The sequence below is a fragment of the Trinickia sp. EG282A genome, assembly GCF_040965455.1.
Taxonomy (GTDB): domain Bacteria; phylum Pseudomonadota; class Gammaproteobacteria; order Burkholderiales; family Burkholderiaceae; genus Trinickia; species Trinickia symbiotica.
Window position 1 is genome coordinate 487,696 of the sequence record NZ_JBFRCC010000002.1, and the last position, 18,840, is coordinate 506,535.

16 protein-coding genes are annotated in these 18,840 nt (G+C 62.6%); 14 read left to right on the forward strand and 2 right to left on the reverse strand.

The features are described 5' to 3' along the window. Positions 1-12 precede the first annotated feature (12 nt). The 4 genes from AB4Y31_RS10145 to AB4Y31_RS10160 all read left to right on the forward strand — a co-directional run bounded on the left by AB4Y31_RS10145 (position 13) and on the right by AB4Y31_RS10160 (position 4,993). On the forward strand, positions 13-1,986 hold the full coding sequence (locus AB4Y31_RS10145) for a transglycosylase SLT domain-containing protein (protein WP_368673810.1): 1,974 nt from the start codon (positions 13-15) through the stop codon (positions 1,984-1,986). A gap of 100 nt (positions 1,987-2,086) precedes the next feature. Continuing rightward, entirely contained in the window at positions 2,087-3,043 is a 957-nt protein-coding gene (locus AB4Y31_RS10150; protein ID WP_368673811.1) for a complex I NDUFA9 subunit family protein, read from the forward strand. Positions 3,044-3,100: 57 nt separating this feature from the next. Then, positions 3,101-3,754 carry a glutathione S-transferase family protein gene (locus AB4Y31_RS10155; protein WP_368673812.1) on the forward strand — a complete coding sequence of 218 codons (654 nt, stop codon included), beginning with the start codon at positions 3,101-3,103 and terminating at the stop codon, positions 3,752-3,754. Positions 3,755-3,760: 6 nt separating this feature from the next. Then, the gene (locus tag AB4Y31_RS10160) at positions 3,761-4,993 is read left to right on the forward strand and encodes a multifunctional CCA addition/repair protein (RefSeq protein ID WP_368673813.1); all 1,233 of its coding nucleotides are present in this window, start codon (positions 3,761-3,763) and stop codon (positions 4,991-4,993) included. Here the strand turns inward: AB4Y31_RS10160 and AB4Y31_RS10165 are convergent. Further along, positions 4,990-6,210 carry a class I SAM-dependent methyltransferase gene (locus tag AB4Y31_RS10165; protein ID WP_368673814.1) on the reverse strand — a complete coding sequence of 407 codons (1,221 nt, stop codon included), beginning with the start codon at positions 6,208-6,210 and terminating at the stop codon, positions 4,990-4,992. The two genes, AB4Y31_RS10160 and AB4Y31_RS10165, sit on opposite strands and share 4 nt — an antisense overlap. Before the next feature lie 13 nt (positions 6,211-6,223). Here AB4Y31_RS10165 and AB4Y31_RS10170 point away from each other — a divergent pair, with 13 nt between their 5' ends. The 7 genes from AB4Y31_RS10170 (at position 6,224) to AB4Y31_RS10200 (ending at position 14,211) form a co-directional block, all read left to right on the forward strand. Beyond that, the gene (locus AB4Y31_RS10170) at positions 6,224-7,057 is read left to right on the forward strand and encodes an SDR family oxidoreductase (protein ID WP_368673815.1); all 834 of its coding nucleotides are present in this window, start codon (positions 6,224-6,226) and stop codon (positions 7,055-7,057) included. 64 nt (positions 7,058-7,121) lie between these two features. Beyond that, complete coding sequence (locus AB4Y31_RS10175) at positions 7,122-7,523, forward strand: dihydroneopterin aldolase (RefSeq protein ID WP_368673816.1); 402 nt, start codon at positions 7,122-7,124, stop codon at positions 7,521-7,523. Then, a complete protein-coding gene (ttcA, locus tag AB4Y31_RS10180) occupies positions 7,520-8,569 on the forward strand; it encodes a tRNA 2-thiocytidine(32) synthetase TtcA (RefSeq protein WP_368673817.1) in 1,050 nt (349 codons plus the stop codon). Before AB4Y31_RS10175 ends, ttcA begins: the two co-directional genes overlap by 4 nt. A 121-nt stretch (positions 8,570-8,690) precedes the next feature. Next, a complete protein-coding gene (glmU, locus tag AB4Y31_RS10185; protein ID WP_368673818.1) occupies positions 8,691-10,049 on the forward strand; it encodes a bifunctional UDP-N-acetylglucosamine diphosphorylase/glucosamine-1-phosphate N-acetyltransferase GlmU in 1,359 nt (452 codons plus the stop codon). A gap of 85 nt (positions 10,050-10,134) precedes the next feature. Next, complete coding sequence (glmS, locus tag AB4Y31_RS10190) at positions 10,135-11,952, forward strand: glutamine--fructose-6-phosphate transaminase (isomerizing) (protein ID WP_368673819.1); 1,818 nt, start codon at positions 10,135-10,137, stop codon at positions 11,950-11,952. A 142-nt stretch (positions 11,953-12,094) separates the two neighbouring features. Continuing rightward, complete coding sequence (locus tag AB4Y31_RS10195) at positions 12,095-13,081, forward strand: CorA family divalent cation transporter (protein WP_368673820.1); 987 nt, start codon at positions 12,095-12,097, stop codon at positions 13,079-13,081. 845 nt (positions 13,082-13,926) lie between these two features. Then, on the forward strand, positions 13,927-14,211 hold the full coding sequence (locus AB4Y31_RS10200) for a response regulator transcription factor (RefSeq protein WP_368673821.1): 285 nt from the start codon (positions 13,927-13,929) through the stop codon (positions 14,209-14,211). A 59-nt stretch (positions 14,212-14,270) separates the two neighbouring features. Here AB4Y31_RS10200 and AB4Y31_RS10205 read toward each other — a convergent pair whose 3' ends face one another. Then, positions 14,271-14,885: a transcriptional regulator gene (locus AB4Y31_RS10205; RefSeq protein ID WP_368673822.1), complete on the reverse strand. Its 615-nt coding sequence runs from the start codon at positions 14,883-14,885 to the stop codon at positions 14,271-14,273. A gap of 423 nt (positions 14,886-15,308) precedes the next feature. On the opposite strand from AB4Y31_RS10205, the gene AB4Y31_RS10210 reads away from it, so the two are divergent. From AB4Y31_RS10210 to AB4Y31_RS10220, 3 genes are all read left to right on the forward strand, one after another. Beyond that, the gene (locus tag AB4Y31_RS10210; protein ID WP_368673823.1) at positions 15,309-16,445 is read left to right on the forward strand and encodes an ABC transporter substrate-binding protein; all 1,137 of its coding nucleotides are present in this window, start codon (positions 15,309-15,311) and stop codon (positions 16,443-16,445) included. 76 nt (positions 16,446-16,521) lie between these two features. Then, positions 16,522-18,147 carry a histidine kinase gene (locus tag AB4Y31_RS10215; RefSeq protein WP_368673824.1) on the forward strand — a complete coding sequence of 542 codons (1,626 nt, stop codon included), beginning with the start codon at positions 16,522-16,524 and terminating at the stop codon, positions 18,145-18,147. Beyond that, positions 18,148-18,789: a response regulator gene (locus AB4Y31_RS10220; RefSeq protein ID WP_368673825.1), complete on the forward strand. Its 642-nt coding sequence runs from the start codon at positions 18,148-18,150 to the stop codon at positions 18,787-18,789. The last annotated feature ends 51 nt before the right edge of the window (positions 18,790-18,840 follow it).

Sequence of the window (18,840 nt, forward strand, 5' to 3'; positions counted from 1 at the left end):
CCACGATCCAAGATGTCGAATCGCCTTTTTCGAGTATATCGCGCGGCTTGCTCCGCTCTGGCCGCGGCGGCACTCGTTGCGTGCGCCACCGCGTCCGCCGGGCGTCACAGCACTTCTCCCTCGGCCCTGACAGACGATCAGATGTTCGTGCAGCTTCGCGAAGCGGCGCGCAACAACGATGCGGCGCGCGCGGCGCAGCTCGCGAGCATGATCCCCGACTATCCGGCACCGTCGTACGTCGAATATTTCCAGATCAAGCCGCAGCTCTTCGACAGCTCCGGCCATGCACGGCTCGACGCGCCCGATGCGCCCGTGCTTTCGTTCCTGCAGCGTCACGACGGCGAGGCCATCGCCGATCGTCTACGCAACGACTACCTCGTCGTGCTCGGGGGGCGTCACGACTGGAAGAACTTCGATGCGCAATACGCGCGTTTCGTCCTCAACGACGACACGCAGGTGAAATGCTACGCGCTCGAATCGCGCGCGGCGCGCGGTGAAAGCGTGGCCGATGTGGCGCGCGCATTGCTCGTCGAGCCGCGCTGGTATGGCGACGGCTGCGTCGATCTCATCACGGCGCTGGCCATCAATGGGCAATTCACGTCCGACGACGTCTGGCAGCAGATTCGCCTTTCTTACGAGCAAGGCGCGACCACGACGGGCAGCCGGCTCTTCGACGCGCTCGGCACGGCGCGGCCCGATCCGACGCTGATCGATCAGGCGACGAGCGCGCCGCCCCTCGTGCTCGCGCGCGGGGTGGGGATCGATGCCGCTTCGCACCAGCTCGCGTTGCTCGCGATCACGGAGATGGCGCATAACGACGCCGCCACCGCCGCGGCCGCGTTCGCGACGATCGCGCCGTCGCTGTCGCTCGCCGAGCGCGCGATCGGCTGGGGCACGATCGGCTATCAGGCCGCCGTGCATCAGGTGCCGGGCGCCGTCGACTGGTACCGCCTGTCGGCCAACGCGCCGCTCTCGTATCCGGCTTATGAGTGGCGCACGCGCAGCGCGCTTTCGGCCGGCGATTGGACGATGGTGCGCTGGTCGATCGAGCAGATGCCCGAGGCACTGCGTGCCCGGCCGGCCTGGATCTATTGGCACGCGCGCGCGCTGAAGCAGGCCGGCGACACCGCGACGGCCAACGCGGAGTTCGAGCGCATCGCCTCGCGCTTCGACTTCTACGGTCAACTGGCGGCCGAAGAGCTGGGCCGCAAGATCACGCTGCCGCCGAAGACAGTCGTGACCGACGCGGAAGTCGACGCCGCGAGCAAGACGCCGGGCTTCGAACTCGCGCGGCGCTTTTATGCGCTCAATTTGCGGCTCGAAGGCAATCGCGAATGGAACTGGCCGCTGCGCGGCATGACGGATAGGCAACTGCTCGCCGTCGCCGAATACGCGCGCCGTATCGAGCTCTACGATCGCACCGTCAACACGGCCGATCGCACGCAGGCCGAGCATGATTTCTCGTTGCGCTATCTGTCGCCGTTCCGAGATATCGTCGAGCGCGACGCGCAGACGAACGGGCTCGACGTCGAATGGGCCTACGGTCTCATCCGTCAGGAGTCGCGCTTCATCATCGATGCGCGCTCCGGTGTCGGCGCGGGCGGCTTGATGCAGCTGATGCCGGCCACGGCGCGCATGGTCGCCAAGAAGATCGGGCTCGGGCCCGTCACGGCTGAGCAGCTGAGCGACATCAACACGAACATCCTGCTCGGCACGAGTTATTTGTCGATGATCTACAATCAGTTCGACGGCCAGCCCGTGCTTGCCACGGCCGGCTATAACGCCGGGCCGGGCCGTCCGCGCCAGTGGCGGGCAGCGTTGACGCGTCCCGTCGACGGTGCCATTTTCGCGGAGACGATTCCGTTCAACGAAACGCGCGACTACGTCAAGAACGTAATGTCCAACACCGTCTATTATGCGGCGCTGTTCGAAGGCCGTCCTCAATCGCTGAAAGCGCGGCTCGGCGTCATTCTGCCCGAGCAGTGATGCTTTGATGCGCTCGCTCCGGGCCCCGCGCCCGGGGTGATCGGCGATGCATGGCGCATTCGGGCGCGACGGCTTGGCGGCGCTGCGTCAGGAGGCGAAGATGCGACATGAATCGATTGCTTTGATCGGCGGCTCCGGCTTCATCGGCAGTCATCTCGCCAACGCGCTCGTCGCGGCCGGCAAGCGGGTGCGCATCGCGACACGCCGCCGCGACAACGCGCGGCACCTGACGCTGCTGCCGCTCGACGTCATCGAGATCGACGTGTTCGATCCCGTCGATCTTGCCCGGTTCGTGGAGGGCACGGATGCCGTCGTCAACCTCGTCGGCACCTTGCAAGGCGGACGATGCGATCCGTACGGCCCCGAGTTCGCGAGGCTCCATGTCGAGTTGCCGACGAAAATCGTCGCGGCTTGCGAGGGCAAGAGCGTGCATCGGCTCATCCACTTGAGCGCGCTCGGCGCGGACCCTCAAGGGCCGAGCATGTATCTGCGCTCGAAGGGCGATGGCGAGAAGGCCGTGCGCGGCGCGATGCGGATTGCTTCGACGATCTTTCGGCCGTCGGTCGTCTTCGGGCCCGAGGATCGCTTTCTCAATACATTCGCGCTGCTGCAGCGGTTTTTCCCCGTGATACCGCTCGCGAAGCCCGACGCGAAATTTCAACCCGTGTTCGTCGGCGATGTGGCGAGGGCCATCGTCAATACGCTCGATCTCGACGCAGCCACGGGCCGGACCTATGAGCTCGGCGGTCCTTCCGTTTATTCGCTCGAGGCGATCGTGCGTTTTTGCGGCGAGGCGACGGGGCGGCACGCGCGCGTCGTGAGGCTGCCCGAGACGTTTGCCTATATGCAGGCGATGACGTTCGAGCTGCTACCGGGCGCACCGCTCATCACGCGCGATAATCTCGATTCGATGAAGATCGATTCGGTCATGCACGGGCCGCTTGCGCCCGAGCTCGGCGTCGAGCCGGCGAGCATGGAGGCGATCGCGCCCGCCTATCTCGGCAATGCGTCGTTCGGCTCGCGCTTCAGTACTTTTCGCACGACGGCGGGCCGGTAGTATCCCATTCGGCAACACTTCCTGAACCTGTTTCTACGTCCGTCTTCAAGGTGATCGATGAAACTGATAATCGCTGACAAGAACTATTCGTCGTGGTCGATGCGGCCTTGGGTGCTCATGCGGCACGCCGGCATTCCTTTCGAGGAAGTGCTCGTCGAGCTCGATCGACCCGACTCGGCGGCGCGCATCCGCGAATACTCGCCCTCGGGGAAGGTGCCGTGCCTCGTGACCGATGACGGCCAATCGATCTGGGAGTCGCTCGCCATCTTCGAGACGCTCGCCGAGCGCTATCCGGACCGCGCGCTTTGGCCCGAAGATGCGGCGATGCGTGCGCACGCGCGCTCGATCGCGAGCGAGATGCATGGCGGTTTCGGCGAGCTGCGTTCGGCGATGCCGATGAACATCCGCGCGAAGGGGCCCGGTATCGGCGGTACGCCGGCGGCGCTCGCCGATGTCGCGCGGATCGACGCGATCTGGTCCGAGTGTCTGGCGCGCCATGGCGGCCCGTTCCTCTTCGGGGCCGCGTTCGGTATTGCCGACGCGATGTATGCGCCCGTCGTCATGCGCTTCAATTCGTACGCGCCGAAGCTTTCCGAGGCCGCGCGTGCCTACGCCGGCCGCGTCACGGCGTTGCCGGCCGTGAACGAGTGGATCGAGGCGGCGCGAAGCGAAACGCACCGCATCGACAAATACGACAGCATCGTTTCCTGAAGCTCGATGAAGATCTATGCAGTCGGCGGCGCCATCCGCGATGAATTGCTCGGCGTGCCCGTGGTGGACCGCGACTACGTCGTCGTCGGGGCGACACCCGAGCAGATGATCGCGCAAGGGTTTCGCCCCGTCGGCAAGGATTTCCCCGTTTTCCTGCACCCGCAGACGAACGAGGAATATGCGCTCGCACGCACCGAGCGCAAGACGGCGGCCGGCTATCACGGCTTCCAGTTCTACTACGCGCCCGATGTGACGCTCGAGCAGGACTTGGAGCGCCGCGATCTGACGATCAACGCGATGGCGCGTGAGCTGCGGCCCGACGGCGAGCTGACGGGGCCCGTGATCGACCCCTTCGGCGGGCAGGCCGATCTCGCCGCGAAGCAGTTTCGTCATGTGGGGCGCGCGTTCGTCGAGGATCCCGTGCGCATCCTGCGGCTTGCGCGTTTCGCGGCACGCTTTCATGACTTTCACGTCGCAGCCGAAACGCTCGCTTTGATGAAGACGATGGTCTCGGCCGGCGAGGTCGATGCGCTCGTGCCCGAGCGCGTGTGGCAGGAGATCTCGCGCGGGCTGATGGAAAAAAAGCCGTCGCGCATGTTCGAGACGTTGCGCGAGTGCGGCGCGCTGAACCGCGTGCTGCCCGAAGTCGACGCGTTGTACGGGGTGCCGCAGCGCGCCGACTACCACCCCGAAGTCGATACGGGCGTGCACGTGATGATGGTAGTCGACTATGCGGCCGCGCGCGGCTATGCCTTGCCCGTGCGTTTCGCGGCGCTCACGCACGATCTGGGCAAGGCGACGACGCCCGAGGACGTATTGCCTCGCCATATCGGCCACGAAATGCGCAGCGTCGATCTGTTGAAGGGGCTTTGCGAGCGTTTGCGCGTGCCGAACGAATGCCGGGATCTCGCGGTGCTCGTCGCCCGTGAGCACGGCAACATTCATCGCGTGATCGAGATGGGCGCGGCTGCGCTCGTGCGGCTCTTCGAGCGTTCCGACGCACTGCGCAAGCCCGCGCGGTTCGCCGAGGCGCTGCAGGCATGCGAGGCCGATGCGCGCGGACGGCTCGGCTTCGAGACGCGCGAATATCCGCAGGCGGAGCGGCTAAGGGTAGCCCTCGTGGCCGCGCGCGGCGTCGATGCGGGAGCCGTTGCGCAGCAGTACGCCGACAAGCCTTCGAAGATCAAGGAGGCGGTGCACCGCGCTCGCGTGGAGGCGGTGGAGGCGGCGCTCCGTTAGAGCGTGTGCGATCGATCGCCGCGCGCGAACGCGTCGAGCGTACCGTCGACACCGCGCGAGAAGGCGATGACCTTGAAGAGCTCCCCCATCTCCGCTTCCGACAGCAGCTTCTGGACGGCGTTGGCGGCCGGGAGAAAGCGTGCCGGATCGGCCGGATCGAGCTCGCCTAGCGCTTCGGTGATCCCGGCATTCATCAGAAACCGCGCTTGCGACGTGTATCCGAGCAGATCCGCCCCTGTTTCCACGCCGGCCTCGGCGATGCCCGTGAACTCCACGTGCGCCGTGATGTCCTGAAGGCCCGGATAGACGAAGGGATCGCCGTGGGCGCGATGCCGGTAGTGGCACATCAGCGTGCCTTCCGTGCGCTGGACGTGGTAGTACTCGCGGCGCGGGAAGCCGTAATCGACGAAGAACGCCGCGCCGCGTGTCAGCATCCCGCACACCGTTCGCGTGAAGCCGGTAGCGGCGGCGTGCGTTTCGGTCACATAGTCAGTCCCGACGTCCGTTTCCGCATCGATTTCGGCCAGCAGCGCCGCGTCGAGCTCGGACAAATCGAGACCTGCCTCGCCTGCCCGCCGATCTTCAAAGGCGAAGCCGCCATCGCCGCTCTTCGCCACGCCGCGTTCGTGCCAGATTCCCCCCGCGCGAGCGAAAAGCTTGACCGGCATCGCATCGAGCACTTCATTGCCGAGCACGACGCCTTCGAACCGGTCCGGCAGCGCATCGAGCCAGCGCACGCGCGAGGCCAGCGGCCCCGCGAGCTTCGATATCGTTTCGCGCTGCCGTTCGCGCAATTCGCCCGAAAGCTCGACGATCGAGTAGCTGTCGAATTCCGCGCCGAGCGCGCCAAGGGCATCGAGAACCCCTGCCGCGAGCCTTCCCGTGCCGGCGCCGAACTCCATCAGATGGCGCGTGCCGCTTGCTTCGAGCGCTTGCGCGAGCGGCCGGGCGAGCGTGGCCGCAAAAAGCGCCGAAAGCTCCGGCGCGGTGATGAAGTCGCTGCCGTCGCCGCTGCCCCGGCCGAACTTGCGCGCGCCGCCGCTGTAGTAGCCGAGGCGCGGAGCGTACAGCACGCGTTCCATGTAGCGGTCGAAGGGGAGCCAGCCGCCCGCGGCGGCAATCTCTTCGCGAATCAGGCCGGCAAGCGCCGCCGAGGCCGCGAGCGCGTCCGCGTCGGGAACAGGTAAACTATCGGGTTCGTGAGCATTCTGAATCATGTGGCCATTGTAAATGAGCGCGTTTCCCGAATCCGGTACCGGCACTGACGCCGCATCCCCACAGGCCGCTGCGACGAGCCGCGTCGTCCTCGTGACCGGTGGCGCCCGGCGCATCGGCCGTGCGCTCTCGCTCGGGTTCGCGGCGGCGGGCTGGGACGTGGCCGTTCATTACGGTGGCGCGCGCGCCGAGGCCGAAGCGACCGTCGCCGAGATTCGGGCGTTCGGCCGCCGTGCCTGCGCGCTCCATGCCGATTTTGCCGTCGAGGCGGCCGTCGCCGAGCTCGTGCCGGCATGCACGGCGGCGCTCGGGCGGCCCGTTTGCGTCGTCAACAACGCCTCGATTTTCGAGGAAGATACCGCGCAAAATGTCGGCTACGACATGCTGCTGCGGCTGATGGCCGTCAACGTCGGCGCGCCGCTCGTGCTCGCGCGCAAGTTGTATGACGCAACGCCCGAGGCGGCGCGCGAGGACGAGACGTTGCGCTCGGTCGTGATCAACGTGCTCGATCAGAAGCTCTATAACCTGAACCCGGACTATCTGTCGTACACGCTGACGAAAGCGGCGCTGCAGACCGCGACCGTGGCGCTTGCGCAGGCCTTGGCACCGAAAGTGCGCGTCGTCGGGTTGGCGCCCGGGCTGACGCTGCAATCGGGGGACCAGACGCCCGAGAGCTTCGCCGCCGCGCACCGCGTGACGCCGCTCGGCCGCGCGACGAAGCTCGAGGATATCGTTGCCGCGGCGCGCTATCTGGCCGATGCCCGCGGCATGACCGGGGCGACGTTGCTGGTGGATGGCGGTCAGCACCTCGTGCCGCTGCCGCGCGATGTGATGTTTCTGGCGCAGTAAGTCGCGCACGAGCCGCTTTGCGCCGTCGCTCTAGCGAGGCGCGAACATTTTGGATGGAACGAACATGGTTGCCGCTCTTTTGGACCCCCGGCTCGCCGATTGCCGCAGGCTGTTTCTGCGCAACTACGAGGTTTACATCAACATCGGCGTGCACGAGTTCGAGAAGCGCGGCGAGCAGCGCGTCGTCATCAACGTGGAGCTGTTCGTGCCGTTGAAGGAGACGACGCCCGTCGAAGACAAGTTGCACGAGGTCGTCGACTACGATTTCATGCGCGCGACGATCGCGCACCGCGTCGGCAAGGGACACATCCACCTGCAGGAGACGCTTTGCGACGACGTCGCCGAGGCCATGCTCGAGCATCCTCAAGTGCGGGCGGTTTGCATATCGACGGAAAAGCCCGACGTCTACCCGGATTGCGACGCCGTGGGCGTCGAGATCTTTCGCTTCAAAGAGGACCAGGCATGAACGCGCCCGAGACGGTATCCATCTCACGAGAGACGACGGAAGAACGCGCCGCGCGTGGCGAGCACGGGGCCGCCGAGGTCAGCGGCGACGCGCGCGGCACGAGCCGCCCGATCACGCGCCGCGAGCAGAAGGAAGCCTACGAGAACAACAAGCTCTTCAAGCGGCTTGCGCGGCAGGTCGGCCAGGCGATCGGCGACTACAACATGATCGAGCAGGGCGACAAGGTGATGGTCTGCATGTCGGGCGGCAAAGATAGCTACGCGCTGCTCGATATCTTGCTGCGTCTGCGAGACCGCGCGCCGATCGACTTCGAGATCGTCGCGGTCAACCTCGACCAGAAGCAGCCTGGATTTCCCGAGCATGTGCTGCCGGAGTATTTGTCGAGCCGCAACGTGCCGTTCCACATCGAAAACCAGGACACCTACAGTATCGTCAAGCGCCTCGTGCCCGAGGGCAAGACGACGTGCTCGCTCTGCTCGCGGCTGCGGCGCGGCATTCTCTATCGCGTGGCCGGCGAGCTGGGGGCGACGAAGATCGCGCTCGGGCACCATCGCGACGACATCTTGCAGACCGTCTTGCTGAACCTGTTCTATGGCGGCAAGTTGAAGGGCATGCCGCCCAAGCTGCAGTCGGACGATGGCAAGAACATCGTCATCAGGCCGCTTGCTTATGTGAAGGAAGCCGATCTCGAGAAATATGCCGAACTGCGCGATTTCCCGATCATTCCTTGCAACCTCTGCGGCTCTCAGCCGAACTTGAAGCGTGCCGAGATGAAGGCGCTGATCCGCGAATGGGAGAAGCGTTTTCCGGGGCGCGTCGACAATATGTTCAACGCGCTGGCGAATGTCGTTCCTTCGCATCTGATGGATGCGAACCTTTTTCCGTTTTCGGGATTGCGGGCGACGGGCACCGCCGATCCGCTCGGCGATATCGCGTTCGACGACGACCCTTGCTCGACGAGCGCCGGTGGTGCGGACTCGGGAGCGAGTGGCGGCGACGAGCCGGGCGCGCAGCGGATTTCATTCGCCCAGTTCGACGATCTCTGAAGGCGCGGCGATCGTTCTTTTGCGCCTCGCCGCGGCGCTTTGTGCCGTGCGTCACCCCACATGAAGGCGCACGACGCGATGCTAAAATCGCTCCCTTGAATCCGACTTTATCGCCGACGTAATGAACATCGTCATTTTGGCCGCAGGTGTAGGCAAGCGCATGCGTTCGGCGTTGCCGAAAGTGCTCCATCCTTTGGCCGGCCGGCCGCTCTTGTCCCATGTGATCGATACGGCGCGGGCGCTTCATCCGTCACGCATCGTGGTGGTGGTGGGGCACGGGGCGCAAGCCGTGCAAGAGGCCGTTGCCGCGCCCGACATCAAGTTCGCGCTGCAGACCGAGCAGCTCGGTACGGGCCATGCCGTGCGGCAGGCGTTGCCGCTGCTCGATCCGGCCGAGCCGACACTCGTGCTTTATGGCGATGTGCCGCTGACGAAGGCGTCCACGTTGAAGCGCCTCGTCGATGCGGCCATCGACGGATGTTACGGAGTCCTGACGGTCACGCTCGATGATCCGCACGGTTACGGCCGGATCGTGCGCGATTCCGCCGGCTCCGTCGTGCGTATCGTCGAGCAGAAGGATGCGACGCCCGAGCAACTGCGCATCGCCGAAATCAACACCGGCATCGTCGTCGCGCCGACGGGCCAGCTCGCGATGTGGCTCGGCTCGCTGAAGAACGACAACGCGCAGGGCGAGTTCTATTTGACCGATGTGGTGGAGCGCGCGATCGAAGCGGGCTTCGAGATCGTCACGGCTCAGCCCGATCAGGAATGGGAAACGCTGGGTGTGAACAGCAAGGCGCAGCTCGCCGAGCTCGAGCGGATACACCAGCGCAATATCGCCGAATCGCTGCTGCAGGCGGGCGTGACGCTCGCCGATCCCGCGCGGCTCGACGTACGCGGGACGCTCACGTGCGGGCGCGACGTGTCAATCGACATCAATTGCCTCTTCGAAGGTGCCGTGACGCTTGCCGACGACGTGACGATCGGGGCGCACTGTGTGCTGCGCAACGCGACGATCGGTGCCGGGACGCGCGTCGAGCCGTTCACGCATATCGACGGCGCGACGGTCGGCGCACAAGCCGTTCTGGGTCCGTACGCGCGGCTGCGACCGGGCGCGACGCTGGCCGACGAAGTGCATGTCGGCAACTTCGTCGAGGTGAAGAACGCGATCATCGGAGCGGGCTCGAAGGCCAATCATTTGACGTACATCGGCGATGCCGACGTGGGCGCGCGCGTGAACGTCGGGGCGGGCACGATCACTTGCAACTACGACGGCGCGAACAAGCATCGCACCATCATCGAAGACGACGTCTTCGTCGGCTCCGATACGCAGCTTGTCGCGCCTGTACGCGTGGGCCGCGGCGTGACGATCGCCGCGGGCACGACTGTCTGGAAGGACGTGCCCGAGGGCACGCTCGTGCTGAACGAGAAGACGCAGAAGACGCGCGATTACACGCGTCCCGTGAAGAAAAAAGGCTGAAACGGCTGACCGTTTCGCGAGCCGGCGCGCGCACGATGCGCGCCCGCCCAAACGGCCACAGCATCACTCGAAAAAGGAACGACCCATGTGCGGCATTGTCGGCGCGGTTGCGCAACGTAACATCGTTTCCGTCCTCATCGAAGGACTTCGCCGGCTCGAGTATCGCGGCTATGACTCGTGCGGCGTGGCCGTGTTGGCGGGCGGCGAGCCGCACCGTGCGCGCAGCGTTTCGCGAGTGGCCGATCTGGACGCCCAGGTGGGCGAGGCGCGCCTGGAGGGCGCGACGGGCATCGCGCATACGCGTTGGGCAACGCATGGAGCGCCCGTCACCGATAACGCGCATCCGATTTTCTCGCGCGATGCGGTCGCACTCGTGCACAACGGGATCATCGAGAACTTCGAGTCGCTGCGGGAGGTGTTGCGCGGCAAGGGCTACGAGTTCGTCACGCAGACCGATACCGAAGTGATCGCGCATTTGATTCACAGTCTTTACCGCGGCAGCCTGTACGACGCCGTTTGCGAGGCCGTGAAGCAACTGCACGGTGCCTATGCGATCGCCGTCGTGCACAAGAACGAGCCGAATACCGTGGTGGGTGCGCGACAAGGATCGCCGCTCGTCGTCGGGCTAGGAGCAGGCGAGAACTTCCTTGCATCGGACGCGCTTGCACTCGCGGGCAGCACCGAGCGATTCGTTTTCCTCGAAGAAGGCGATGTGACCGAACTGACGCTCGGCGGCGTGCGCATTCGCGATCGCGAAGGCCGCGACGCGGAGCGCGAGGTCCGCACCGTGCATGCTTACGGCGGGGCCGTCGAGCTTGGACCCTATCGCCACTTCATGCAGAAGGAGATTTTCGAGCAGCCGCGCGCGATTGCGGACACGGTGCCGCAGACGGATACGTTCGACGCGCCGCTCTTCGGCGATGCGGCCGAAGCGGCATTTCGCGAGATCGACAGCTTGCTGATTCTGGCGTGCGGCACGAGCCATTACTCGGGGCTCACGGCGAAGTATTGGCTCGAATCGATCGCGAAGATTCCGACGCAGGTGGAAATTGCGAGCGAGTATCGTTATCGCGATTCCGTGCCGAATCCGAAGGCACTCGTCGTGGTGATTTCGCAATCGGGCGAGACCGCCGATACGTTGGCTGCGTTGAAGCATGCGCAGAAGCTCGGGCATCGTCATACGCTCTCCATCTGCAACGTTGCGACGAGCGCGATGGTGCGATTAACCGAGATGGCATTTCTCACGCGGGCCGGGCAGGAGATCGGCGTTGCTTCGACGAAGGCCTTCACGACGCAGCTCGTCGCGTTGTTCTCGCTCGCGGTGACGCTTGGGAAACTGCGCGGGCATGTCGATGCGGCGGCCGAGGCTGACTATGTGAAGCACTTGCGGCATTTGCCGGCGGCGCTTAACAGCGTGCTCGCGCTCGAGCCGCAGATCATCGCTTGGTCGGAGGAGTTTTCGCGCAAGGAGAATGCCCTTTTCCTCGGGCGCGGCATGCACTATCCGATCGCGCTCGAAGGCGCGTTGAAGCTTAAAGAGATTTCGTATATTCACGCCGAGGCTTATCCGGCCGGTGAGCTCAAGCACGGGCCGCTCGCGCTCGTGACCGAGGCGATGCCAGTGGTGACGGTCGCGCCGAACGATGCGCTGCTCGAGAAGCTGAAGTCGAATATTCAAGAGGTGCGGGCGCGAGGCGGGCAGCTTTATGTGTTTGCCGATGCGGATACGCGCATCGTCAACGGCGAGGGTATTCACGTCATTCGGATGCCCGAGCACTATGGGATGCTCTCGCCGATTCTTCATGTCGTGCCGCTGCAGTTGCTCGCTTATCACACGGCGTGTGCGCGCGGGACGGATGTCGATAAGCCGCGGAATTTGGCTAAGTCGGTGACGGTGGAGTGAGGGGCGGGTCATTTGCGTCCCGAATGGTACGGGTCTCGTATCTGATACCACCACTCGCGCGCCCGCAGTCCGCGCACGGCCGGCTCAATGATGTCGATCTCCTCGCGGCCGGATGTGCCTCATCCGCCTCACGGGAGGTCCTATGGAACAAATGCACGAAGCGTCTTTCCCTCTTGCGAGGATATCGAGCGTTCGTGGGGTCGAAGAACTGGAAAACGGAGCCAATCTGTCGAAGTGGCTGGATTCCGACGACCTGTTTTGGATCGACATTGTCGGCGGCGAGAAACCCACGCAAGCCGATCTATTGCAGCAACTCGGGCTTGAAGACACCGATAGGGAATGGGCACAGCGCTTTGGACAAGCCGGCCGGATCACCATCAACCGCGAAAAATTGCGTGCGGTCACATGGCTTGCCAAAGAGGCGAACGGCGGCCTTACCGAAATTCACCTTCTGCGCACGCGGAACTTCATCCTGACCATTTGGAACGGTGACGCCGCCACCCTAGACGCAGCGATGACAGGTTTTGCCGAGCGCGTTGGGCAGTTGAAAGGGACTCCTTATCGTGCTGCCGCGATCGTGCTGCAATTGCTACTCGGAATACTGGAACATGCAGTCAGTGAAATCGACGGTCAGCTTCAGGCAACTGACGTGCAGTTCGAGCGGAATCCGACCGCCATTGATTTCAGAAGCCTCAGCAGTCGTATCCAGCAGTTGCACACTGCTTGGGCGAGCATTGATCGTTACAGCATTGCCGTGAAATCAGCCACCGTCGGCATCGAGGCCATGCCGGGGATGGACCAAAGGGGTGCGGCGGAACTGAATGACTATGCCGAACAGGTGGAAGACGTACAGCACCGACTCCAGGAGCGGTATCGTTGGGGCGCGGAGATCATTCAGCATTTCGCGACCGCGATCGCGCAGCGTCAAAGCGAGCAGATCAGTCGCTTAACAGTCGTATCGGTCATCTTTCTGCCGATCACCTTTCTGACGGGCTATTTCGGGATGAATTTCAACTGGATGATCGAGAGACTCAACAATCCCGTTGCATTTGGGCTCCTCGGCGTCCTCCTGCCAATATCGTCCGTTGTCGTCACGGTCGTCTGGTTCAAACGCCGGGGGCTGATGTGACGTGAGCGATACGCTATTTCTCATGGGTGGTTTGTATCTTGCCTTGGCAATAAAAGTTCACGAAGGCGCGGTGACGTTCTTCCCCCCGAAGCGCGCCAAGACTCCAGTTAAGTGACCGGAACGCTGAGCGATAATGTTCTCAATTGCGAAGACCGAATGCGCGAGCTGTTGCGACTCATTGCGGAGACGGAGCGTCCTACGACGCGACGCTTGCCACGAAGCCGGGCATTGTGCCGACCCAAGCATCGCGAGGAACGCCACCGTAACGAACAGCGCAAGCTCGAGCCGATGGAGAAGTTCGAATTGATCTGGGAAAACCACACGGGAATCAGATAGTGGGCAATAGCCGGTTGACGCGATCTCCTTTCGCAAGGGTTACGGCGGTCATCCTCCCGAACGACGAATCCTTTACCAACCGGAAACGAAGTCATCACGCTTCTTCGCCGAGTCATGACTAGGCTGTAAAGCCATCGAATCGTCGTAACCTTGCGACGATCCATAGGCAGGAGCGAAGCATGAACGAGGCAAGTATCAGATGTACTCAGGCATTAGATGCGGATACCTGCTCTGCTCGCTCCGCGCGGGCAGGCATGCAAACGGCCTGTGGACCTTTATTCAGGCGTACCTTTGCATTGGCCGGTGACGGCCCTCTGCCATTCATACCGCCTACGAGGGACCGGTCGACGGCAACTGCAGCGAAAATCCGACTTGAACTGGCCCGTGCGCGGCATATGTTGGTTCGGTTGGATGCCACGGAGGCCCTAGTAGTCCTGCAGCGTGTTGAACGGCAGATTGCGCTTGTATCGGGCGCGCGACGTCTGTCGCAATCAGGCGGAAGCGTAGATGTGAATTCGAACGCCCGCAGCGAATTGACCTCGACTGCGAGTCTCAGCGACCGCGAACGCGTGATCGTTGGGCTCATGGGGCAAGGGATGACCAATAAACAGATTGCGATGCATTTGCGCATCGCGCCTGAAACCGTCAAGTCCCATGCGAAGAATCTATTTACGAAGCTCTCAGTGAAAAACCGCGCGGAAGCTGTGACAGTGGCAACTCGACTCGGGCTGTCACAGTTTCCAGAAAAGGCGTTTGCGGTCAGCGTTGCCAGAGGGCACATCGGCTGCCAGTAATGCGTACGATGAGAAGGCCGCTCATAAGCCTTGACCTAGACATTCCGGGCACGAACGTCTTAATGAAGTACGCTAGCGGGGCGACCGGTCATAACGGCATCTTCGGGGAAATAGCTCACGATCACCGTCAGGCGAGCAGGCTCGGAGTTGTGTGTGAAAGGGAAAAGCCAGTCTACCGTCAAATAGTGGGCCCTATGCGTGTCCTCGATCGCCGGTACGGCAGGTTGCTCGTCCTCGATCCGTCCCAGAAGCGCAGCGATTTCCCGCAGCGCCAGATGGCCGGATGCATACCCGCCGGACGTTGGCATGACGATGTTGTCCGTAGGCGGCGACGCGACAAGGCGATCGGACGTGCTCGATACGATATCGGCAATGAACCGATATCCTCGGCTACGATGCGTCTCGATGAATTCGGGCTGCCTGGCGTTGTCTTCCAGAACGGAGCGAATCGACCGGATGTGCGTTTTAATGACTTCTGGCTGCACCCACTGATTGGGCCACAATGCGCTCAACAGCTCTTCGTGTGTCACCAGCCGGCCTGCATTCTGAATCAGGAGTTCCAGCATATCGAACGCGCGCGGAGCTAATGTCAGCTTGTGCATGGCGCCGGTCGCAGTGCACTTCCACAGGCATTTGTTGTTGCAGTCCAGTCGGAAAGGAGGAAAAGAGATCATTCGGCGCTCCATGTAAGCTCTTGACTCGGTGATCGACGTGCTCGATACAGGTTCGCACGCACCATCAAGGTGCGCTCTGAATTCCCTAACTATGGAAAAAAATCTTAGTTCCGCTGCTGCGAGCTGCCTATCAGCGACCCCCTTGCCGGCCGTGGAAATTACCCTTAGATATCGCGTAGGACGATTCCTACCCCCGCAAACGATCGGCAACGGTTTCAATGTTCTGACTGCCGCCCGGCGCAGTTCGACAACGTGCGCATTAATGCCGATCTCCCGCATTTTCCGCTCAACGTGTGAGATGACATGAGGCGCCCGTCAACCCGACGTGCAGCAGCCGGTGTATTCGCGGCACTGGTCATCCTTGGCGTCGCGGTCGGATATGCCGTCTCGCGGTACCGGCACAAGGAATCGGATCTCAACCTCTTGACCTGGTGGTCGTCGCCCTCAGAATCGGCTGCGTTGAGCCAAATTGTCGCCGCCTTCAACGCGTCGGGCGGACACCTGACGGTGCAGTTTGCACCCGGCGCGCTCGACGCGGAGCGAACGACGATTCGGTCGATGCGCGAGGGTCATTCACCGGACGTTGCACAATTCAATATCTCGCGGCAATTCGATCAGCTCGTCGAAGATGGGCAACTTCGACGGCTCGATTCCGTATCGAGCAAGAATAATTGGGCGAACGTGTTTCCGCCCTATGTGCAAGGCATCATCCGGCGCAGCGGTCACTACTATGCTGTGCCGCTAGCCATCCACAACTACGGCGCGATCTTTTTTTCCTGGGCGGTCTTCAAAAAAAGTGGGGTGGACGTCCCCCCGGGCAATATAGAGGCGTTGATCGCGGACTTGCGTAAAGCGCGAAGCCACGGTTTTGTCCCAGTGGCGGTGGGGCAGCAAGACTGGGAGGTCGAAATAATTTTCGATACTTTGCTGCTCGGCGTGGCGGGTAAGGAGCGGTTCTTGAGGCTGTACCGCGATCATGACCTGGCTCAGGCGGCTTCACCCGAGCTCACCCGCGTCCTGTCTTACCTCGGCGAAATCAGAGACCTCTCCGAGCCTTCGCTACAAGCGCCCATGTGGAGCGATGCAACGCGACTCGTGATCTCCAATCTTGCAGCGGTCCAGTTCATGGGCGACTGGGCCGAAGGCGAGTTCATCGCGAGAGGGCTATCCGCCGGAAAAGACTTTGGATGTCTGCCCGGAATCGGGGCCGTGCAGACGGCGATGATTGGCGGTGACGTATGGGTGTTTCCGAAAACGGATGAGTTGGCAAAGGTAAAAGCACAGGACCTGCTGGCCGAGGTGGCCACCGATCCAACGGTGCAGATCAATTTTTCGCGTGAGAAGGGTTCGATTCCCGCGCGTCTCGATGTTGATACCGATAGATTGAACGTGTGTCAGCAGCACTTCGCGGCGCTCGTGAGGCATGACGACGTCGTGCCCAACGCGAACATGTTCCTGTCGCCTGACGAAAGCCACGCGATTCGCGCCATCCTGATGCGTTTCTGGCGTCATCAGCTTGACGTCGCCGGTACACAGAAAGCGTTGCGCGATGTCTTGTGATCGTGCATTTGCGGCCACACCGGCACGAGACGCTGCGACGCGCATCGCCGGCAGCCTCTTGCTTCGGGGCCGCTAAATGTCGAAACACTATCCCCAAGGTCACACAGTCGTGTTGTTCGTCACGCTCTTTTGCGTCTGTCTGCTCGCCATTGAAGGGTGGCGAAACTGGACAGTGCGGCTTGAGGAGTTGCGCTCGATGCACGACCGCGGAGAGGAACTGGCGAAGCTGGCTGCGCAACACGCAGACGGTGTGTTCTTGCAAGCACAACTCGTTCTTGCATCGGTGGCCGACGCGGCACTTGATCCGGCCAGCGGGAGCGGCCGCGCATTTGAATCGGCCATTTCGGCAATCAAGCGGCGTATGCCCGGCATCGATTCTGTCGCGATGGTCGACACAGATAACGGCGCCATGACGGTCGACGCCGATTCGATTGCCCTTTATGACAATGCGAATCCACCTAAATCGGCATTGAATGTGTTTGCAGGACTCGAGTGTGAATACCCGTGCGTTCTGCGCCCTGTGGTGAGCCCGTGGACCGGAAAGCTGGTGATCCCCATGATAAGGCGCATCCCGCGCACCCGCTCGGCCTCGCACAGGGTCGCGCTCGTGACCATCGACATCGAGCTGTTCAAAGCATTTTATCGATCGCTGTCGATCGGTCAGGAAGATAAGATCTTTCTCAACTCAGAGGATGACTACACGTTTCTCGCCAGGCCGTCGGATAACGCGCTGAGCGGGCGTCCGATTACAAACCGGCAGGTGTTCGCCTCATATCGATCCGACGGGCCGGTCGGCAGCATCCTTGTGCGATCGACAGTGGACGGTGTGCACCGCCTCTACAGCTACCGCCGGCTCGCCCATTTTCCTGTTTTCGTCATGGTCGGAATATCGAGGGATGAGCTACTTGCCCGGTGGTGGCGTGACGTCGCGTGGAACTTGGGTGCGACCGCGGCTTTGGTGTTCGCGGTCGCGCTGGTCGCCCTGCATTTCGTGCGCCAATCAAGGCTCCGAGCGGGCGCCGAGGAGCGGACCCAAGCGGCGTTGGCGCTGAGTGGCCGAATCAGCGGCGTGTCAGCCTACCTCGAATCCGCACGCGAGGAAGAGCGCAAGCGTATCGCGCTCGAAGTCCATGACCAATTGGGCCAATCACTCACAGCGCTCAAGATCGAAGCGTTTTTGCTGAAGCGTCCCGGGATTACGCCCGCGGATGCAACGCGAAGCGCGGACGAGATGATTGATATGATCGAGGGGACGATCGCCACTGTCCGCAATGTATCGAACGCGTTGCGTCCGGTTGCCCTGGACTATGGGATCGTGGCAGCGCTTAGGTGGCTGACGACCGACTTTACGAAGCGCAACCGCATCGCCTGTGCTTTTCACCATCATGGCGAAGAACCGCTGCTGGACGAAATGTTTGCCACGGCGATATTCCGGCTGGCACAAGGCGCTTTGACCAACATCGTTCGCCACGCTCATGCTCGGTCGGTCCGGGTCTATTGGTCCAACGAAGATGGGACGTTGAGCATGTCGATCATCGACGATGGATGTGGCTTCGACGTCGATGCCTCGCTGGAATCTCAGTCATACGGATTACTCAGCATGCGGGAACGGGCACGCATGTGCGGAGGGAGTCTGTCGATCAAGAGCGCCCCGGGCCTTGGCACGACTGTGAGTTTAACTATTCCTTCGGGAGCATTTTAAATGGTCAGGCTCATTATCGTTGACGATCATGCGATCGTCCGTCGCGGGCTCCGGCGGATTTGCGAGACGGACCGCGATTTAGAGGTGGCTGCGGAGGCGGGCAGCGGCGCGGAAGCACTTGCCTGGCTGAGCTCCAATCGTGTCGATGTCGTTCTGCTGGATATGACGATGCCCGGTATCCACGGCGTGGAACTGATCAAGCAAATTGCGTCGAGCCGGCCGGCTCCACGCATCCTGGTGCTGAGCATGCATGCGGAGGCCGAGCTGGCGACGCGGGCGCTGCGCCTCGGCGCCCGTGGCTACCTGACGAAGGACGGTGACCCTGACGTTCTGATCACGGCCATCCATAAAGTGGCGTCTGGGGGAAAGTTCGTCGACCCCATGTTGATGGAGGCGCTCGTGTTCGCGAAGCTCGATACGGAAGTGCCGACGATGTCCGCGCTCAGTGACCGCGAGTTCGAAGTCTTCAGGTTGCTCGCATCGGGCGCATCAGTCACTGAGATCGCGGAACGCTTTTCACTGAGTGCGAAAACGATCAGCACGCACAAGACGCGACTCATGCAAAAGCTCGGACTGCGCAGCAACGCCGACATCGTACGTCTCGCGATTGCCGAGGGCATCGTGAGCAATGACGCACGATAAGCAGTGACTGCTACCGAACCTTGCGGCCCCCACGCGGGGCATAGGGTGCCC

Coding starts and splice junctions, on each gene's coding strand:
- AB4Y31_RS10145 (WP_368673810.1), top strand. CDS start 13: ATGTCGAATCGCCTTTTTCGAGTATATCGCGCGGCTTGCTCCGCTCTG.
- AB4Y31_RS10150 (WP_368673811.1), top strand. CDS start 2,087: ATGCGACATGAATCGATTGCTTTGATCGGCGGCTCCGGCTTCATCGGC.
- AB4Y31_RS10155 (WP_368673812.1), top strand. CDS start 3,101: ATGAAACTGATAATCGCTGACAAGAACTATTCGTCGTGGTCGATGCGG.
- AB4Y31_RS10160 (WP_368673813.1), top strand. CDS start 3,761: ATGAAGATCTATGCAGTCGGCGGCGCCATCCGCGATGAATTGCTCGGC.
- AB4Y31_RS10165 (WP_368673814.1), bottom strand. CDS start 6,210: ATGATTCAGAATGCTCACGAACCCGATAGTTTACCTGTTCCCGACGCG.
- AB4Y31_RS10170 (WP_368673815.1), top strand. CDS start 6,224: ATGAGCGCGTTTCCCGAATCCGGTACCGGCACTGACGCCGCATCCCCA.
- AB4Y31_RS10175 (WP_368673816.1), top strand. CDS start 7,122: ATGGTTGCCGCTCTTTTGGACCCCCGGCTCGCCGATTGCCGCAGGCTG.
- ttcA (WP_368673817.1), top strand. CDS start 7,520: ATGAACGCGCCCGAGACGGTATCCATCTCACGAGAGACGACGGAAGAA.
- glmU (WP_368673818.1), top strand. CDS start 8,691: ATGAACATCGTCATTTTGGCCGCAGGTGTAGGCAAGCGCATGCGTTCG.
- glmS (WP_368673819.1), top strand. CDS start 10,135: ATGTGCGGCATTGTCGGCGCGGTTGCGCAACGTAACATCGTTTCCGTC.
- AB4Y31_RS10195 (WP_368673820.1), top strand. CDS start 12,095: ATGGAACAAATGCACGAAGCGTCTTTCCCTCTTGCGAGGATATCGAGC.
- AB4Y31_RS10205 (WP_368673822.1), bottom strand. CDS start 14,885: ATGATCTCTTTTCCTCCTTTCCGACTGGACTGCAACAACAAATGCCTG.
- AB4Y31_RS10215 (WP_368673824.1), top strand. CDS start 16,522: ATGTCGAAACACTATCCCCAAGGTCACACAGTCGTGTTGTTCGTCACG.
- AB4Y31_RS10220 (WP_368673825.1), top strand. CDS start 18,148: ATGGTCAGGCTCATTATCGTTGACGATCATGCGATCGTCCGTCGCGGG.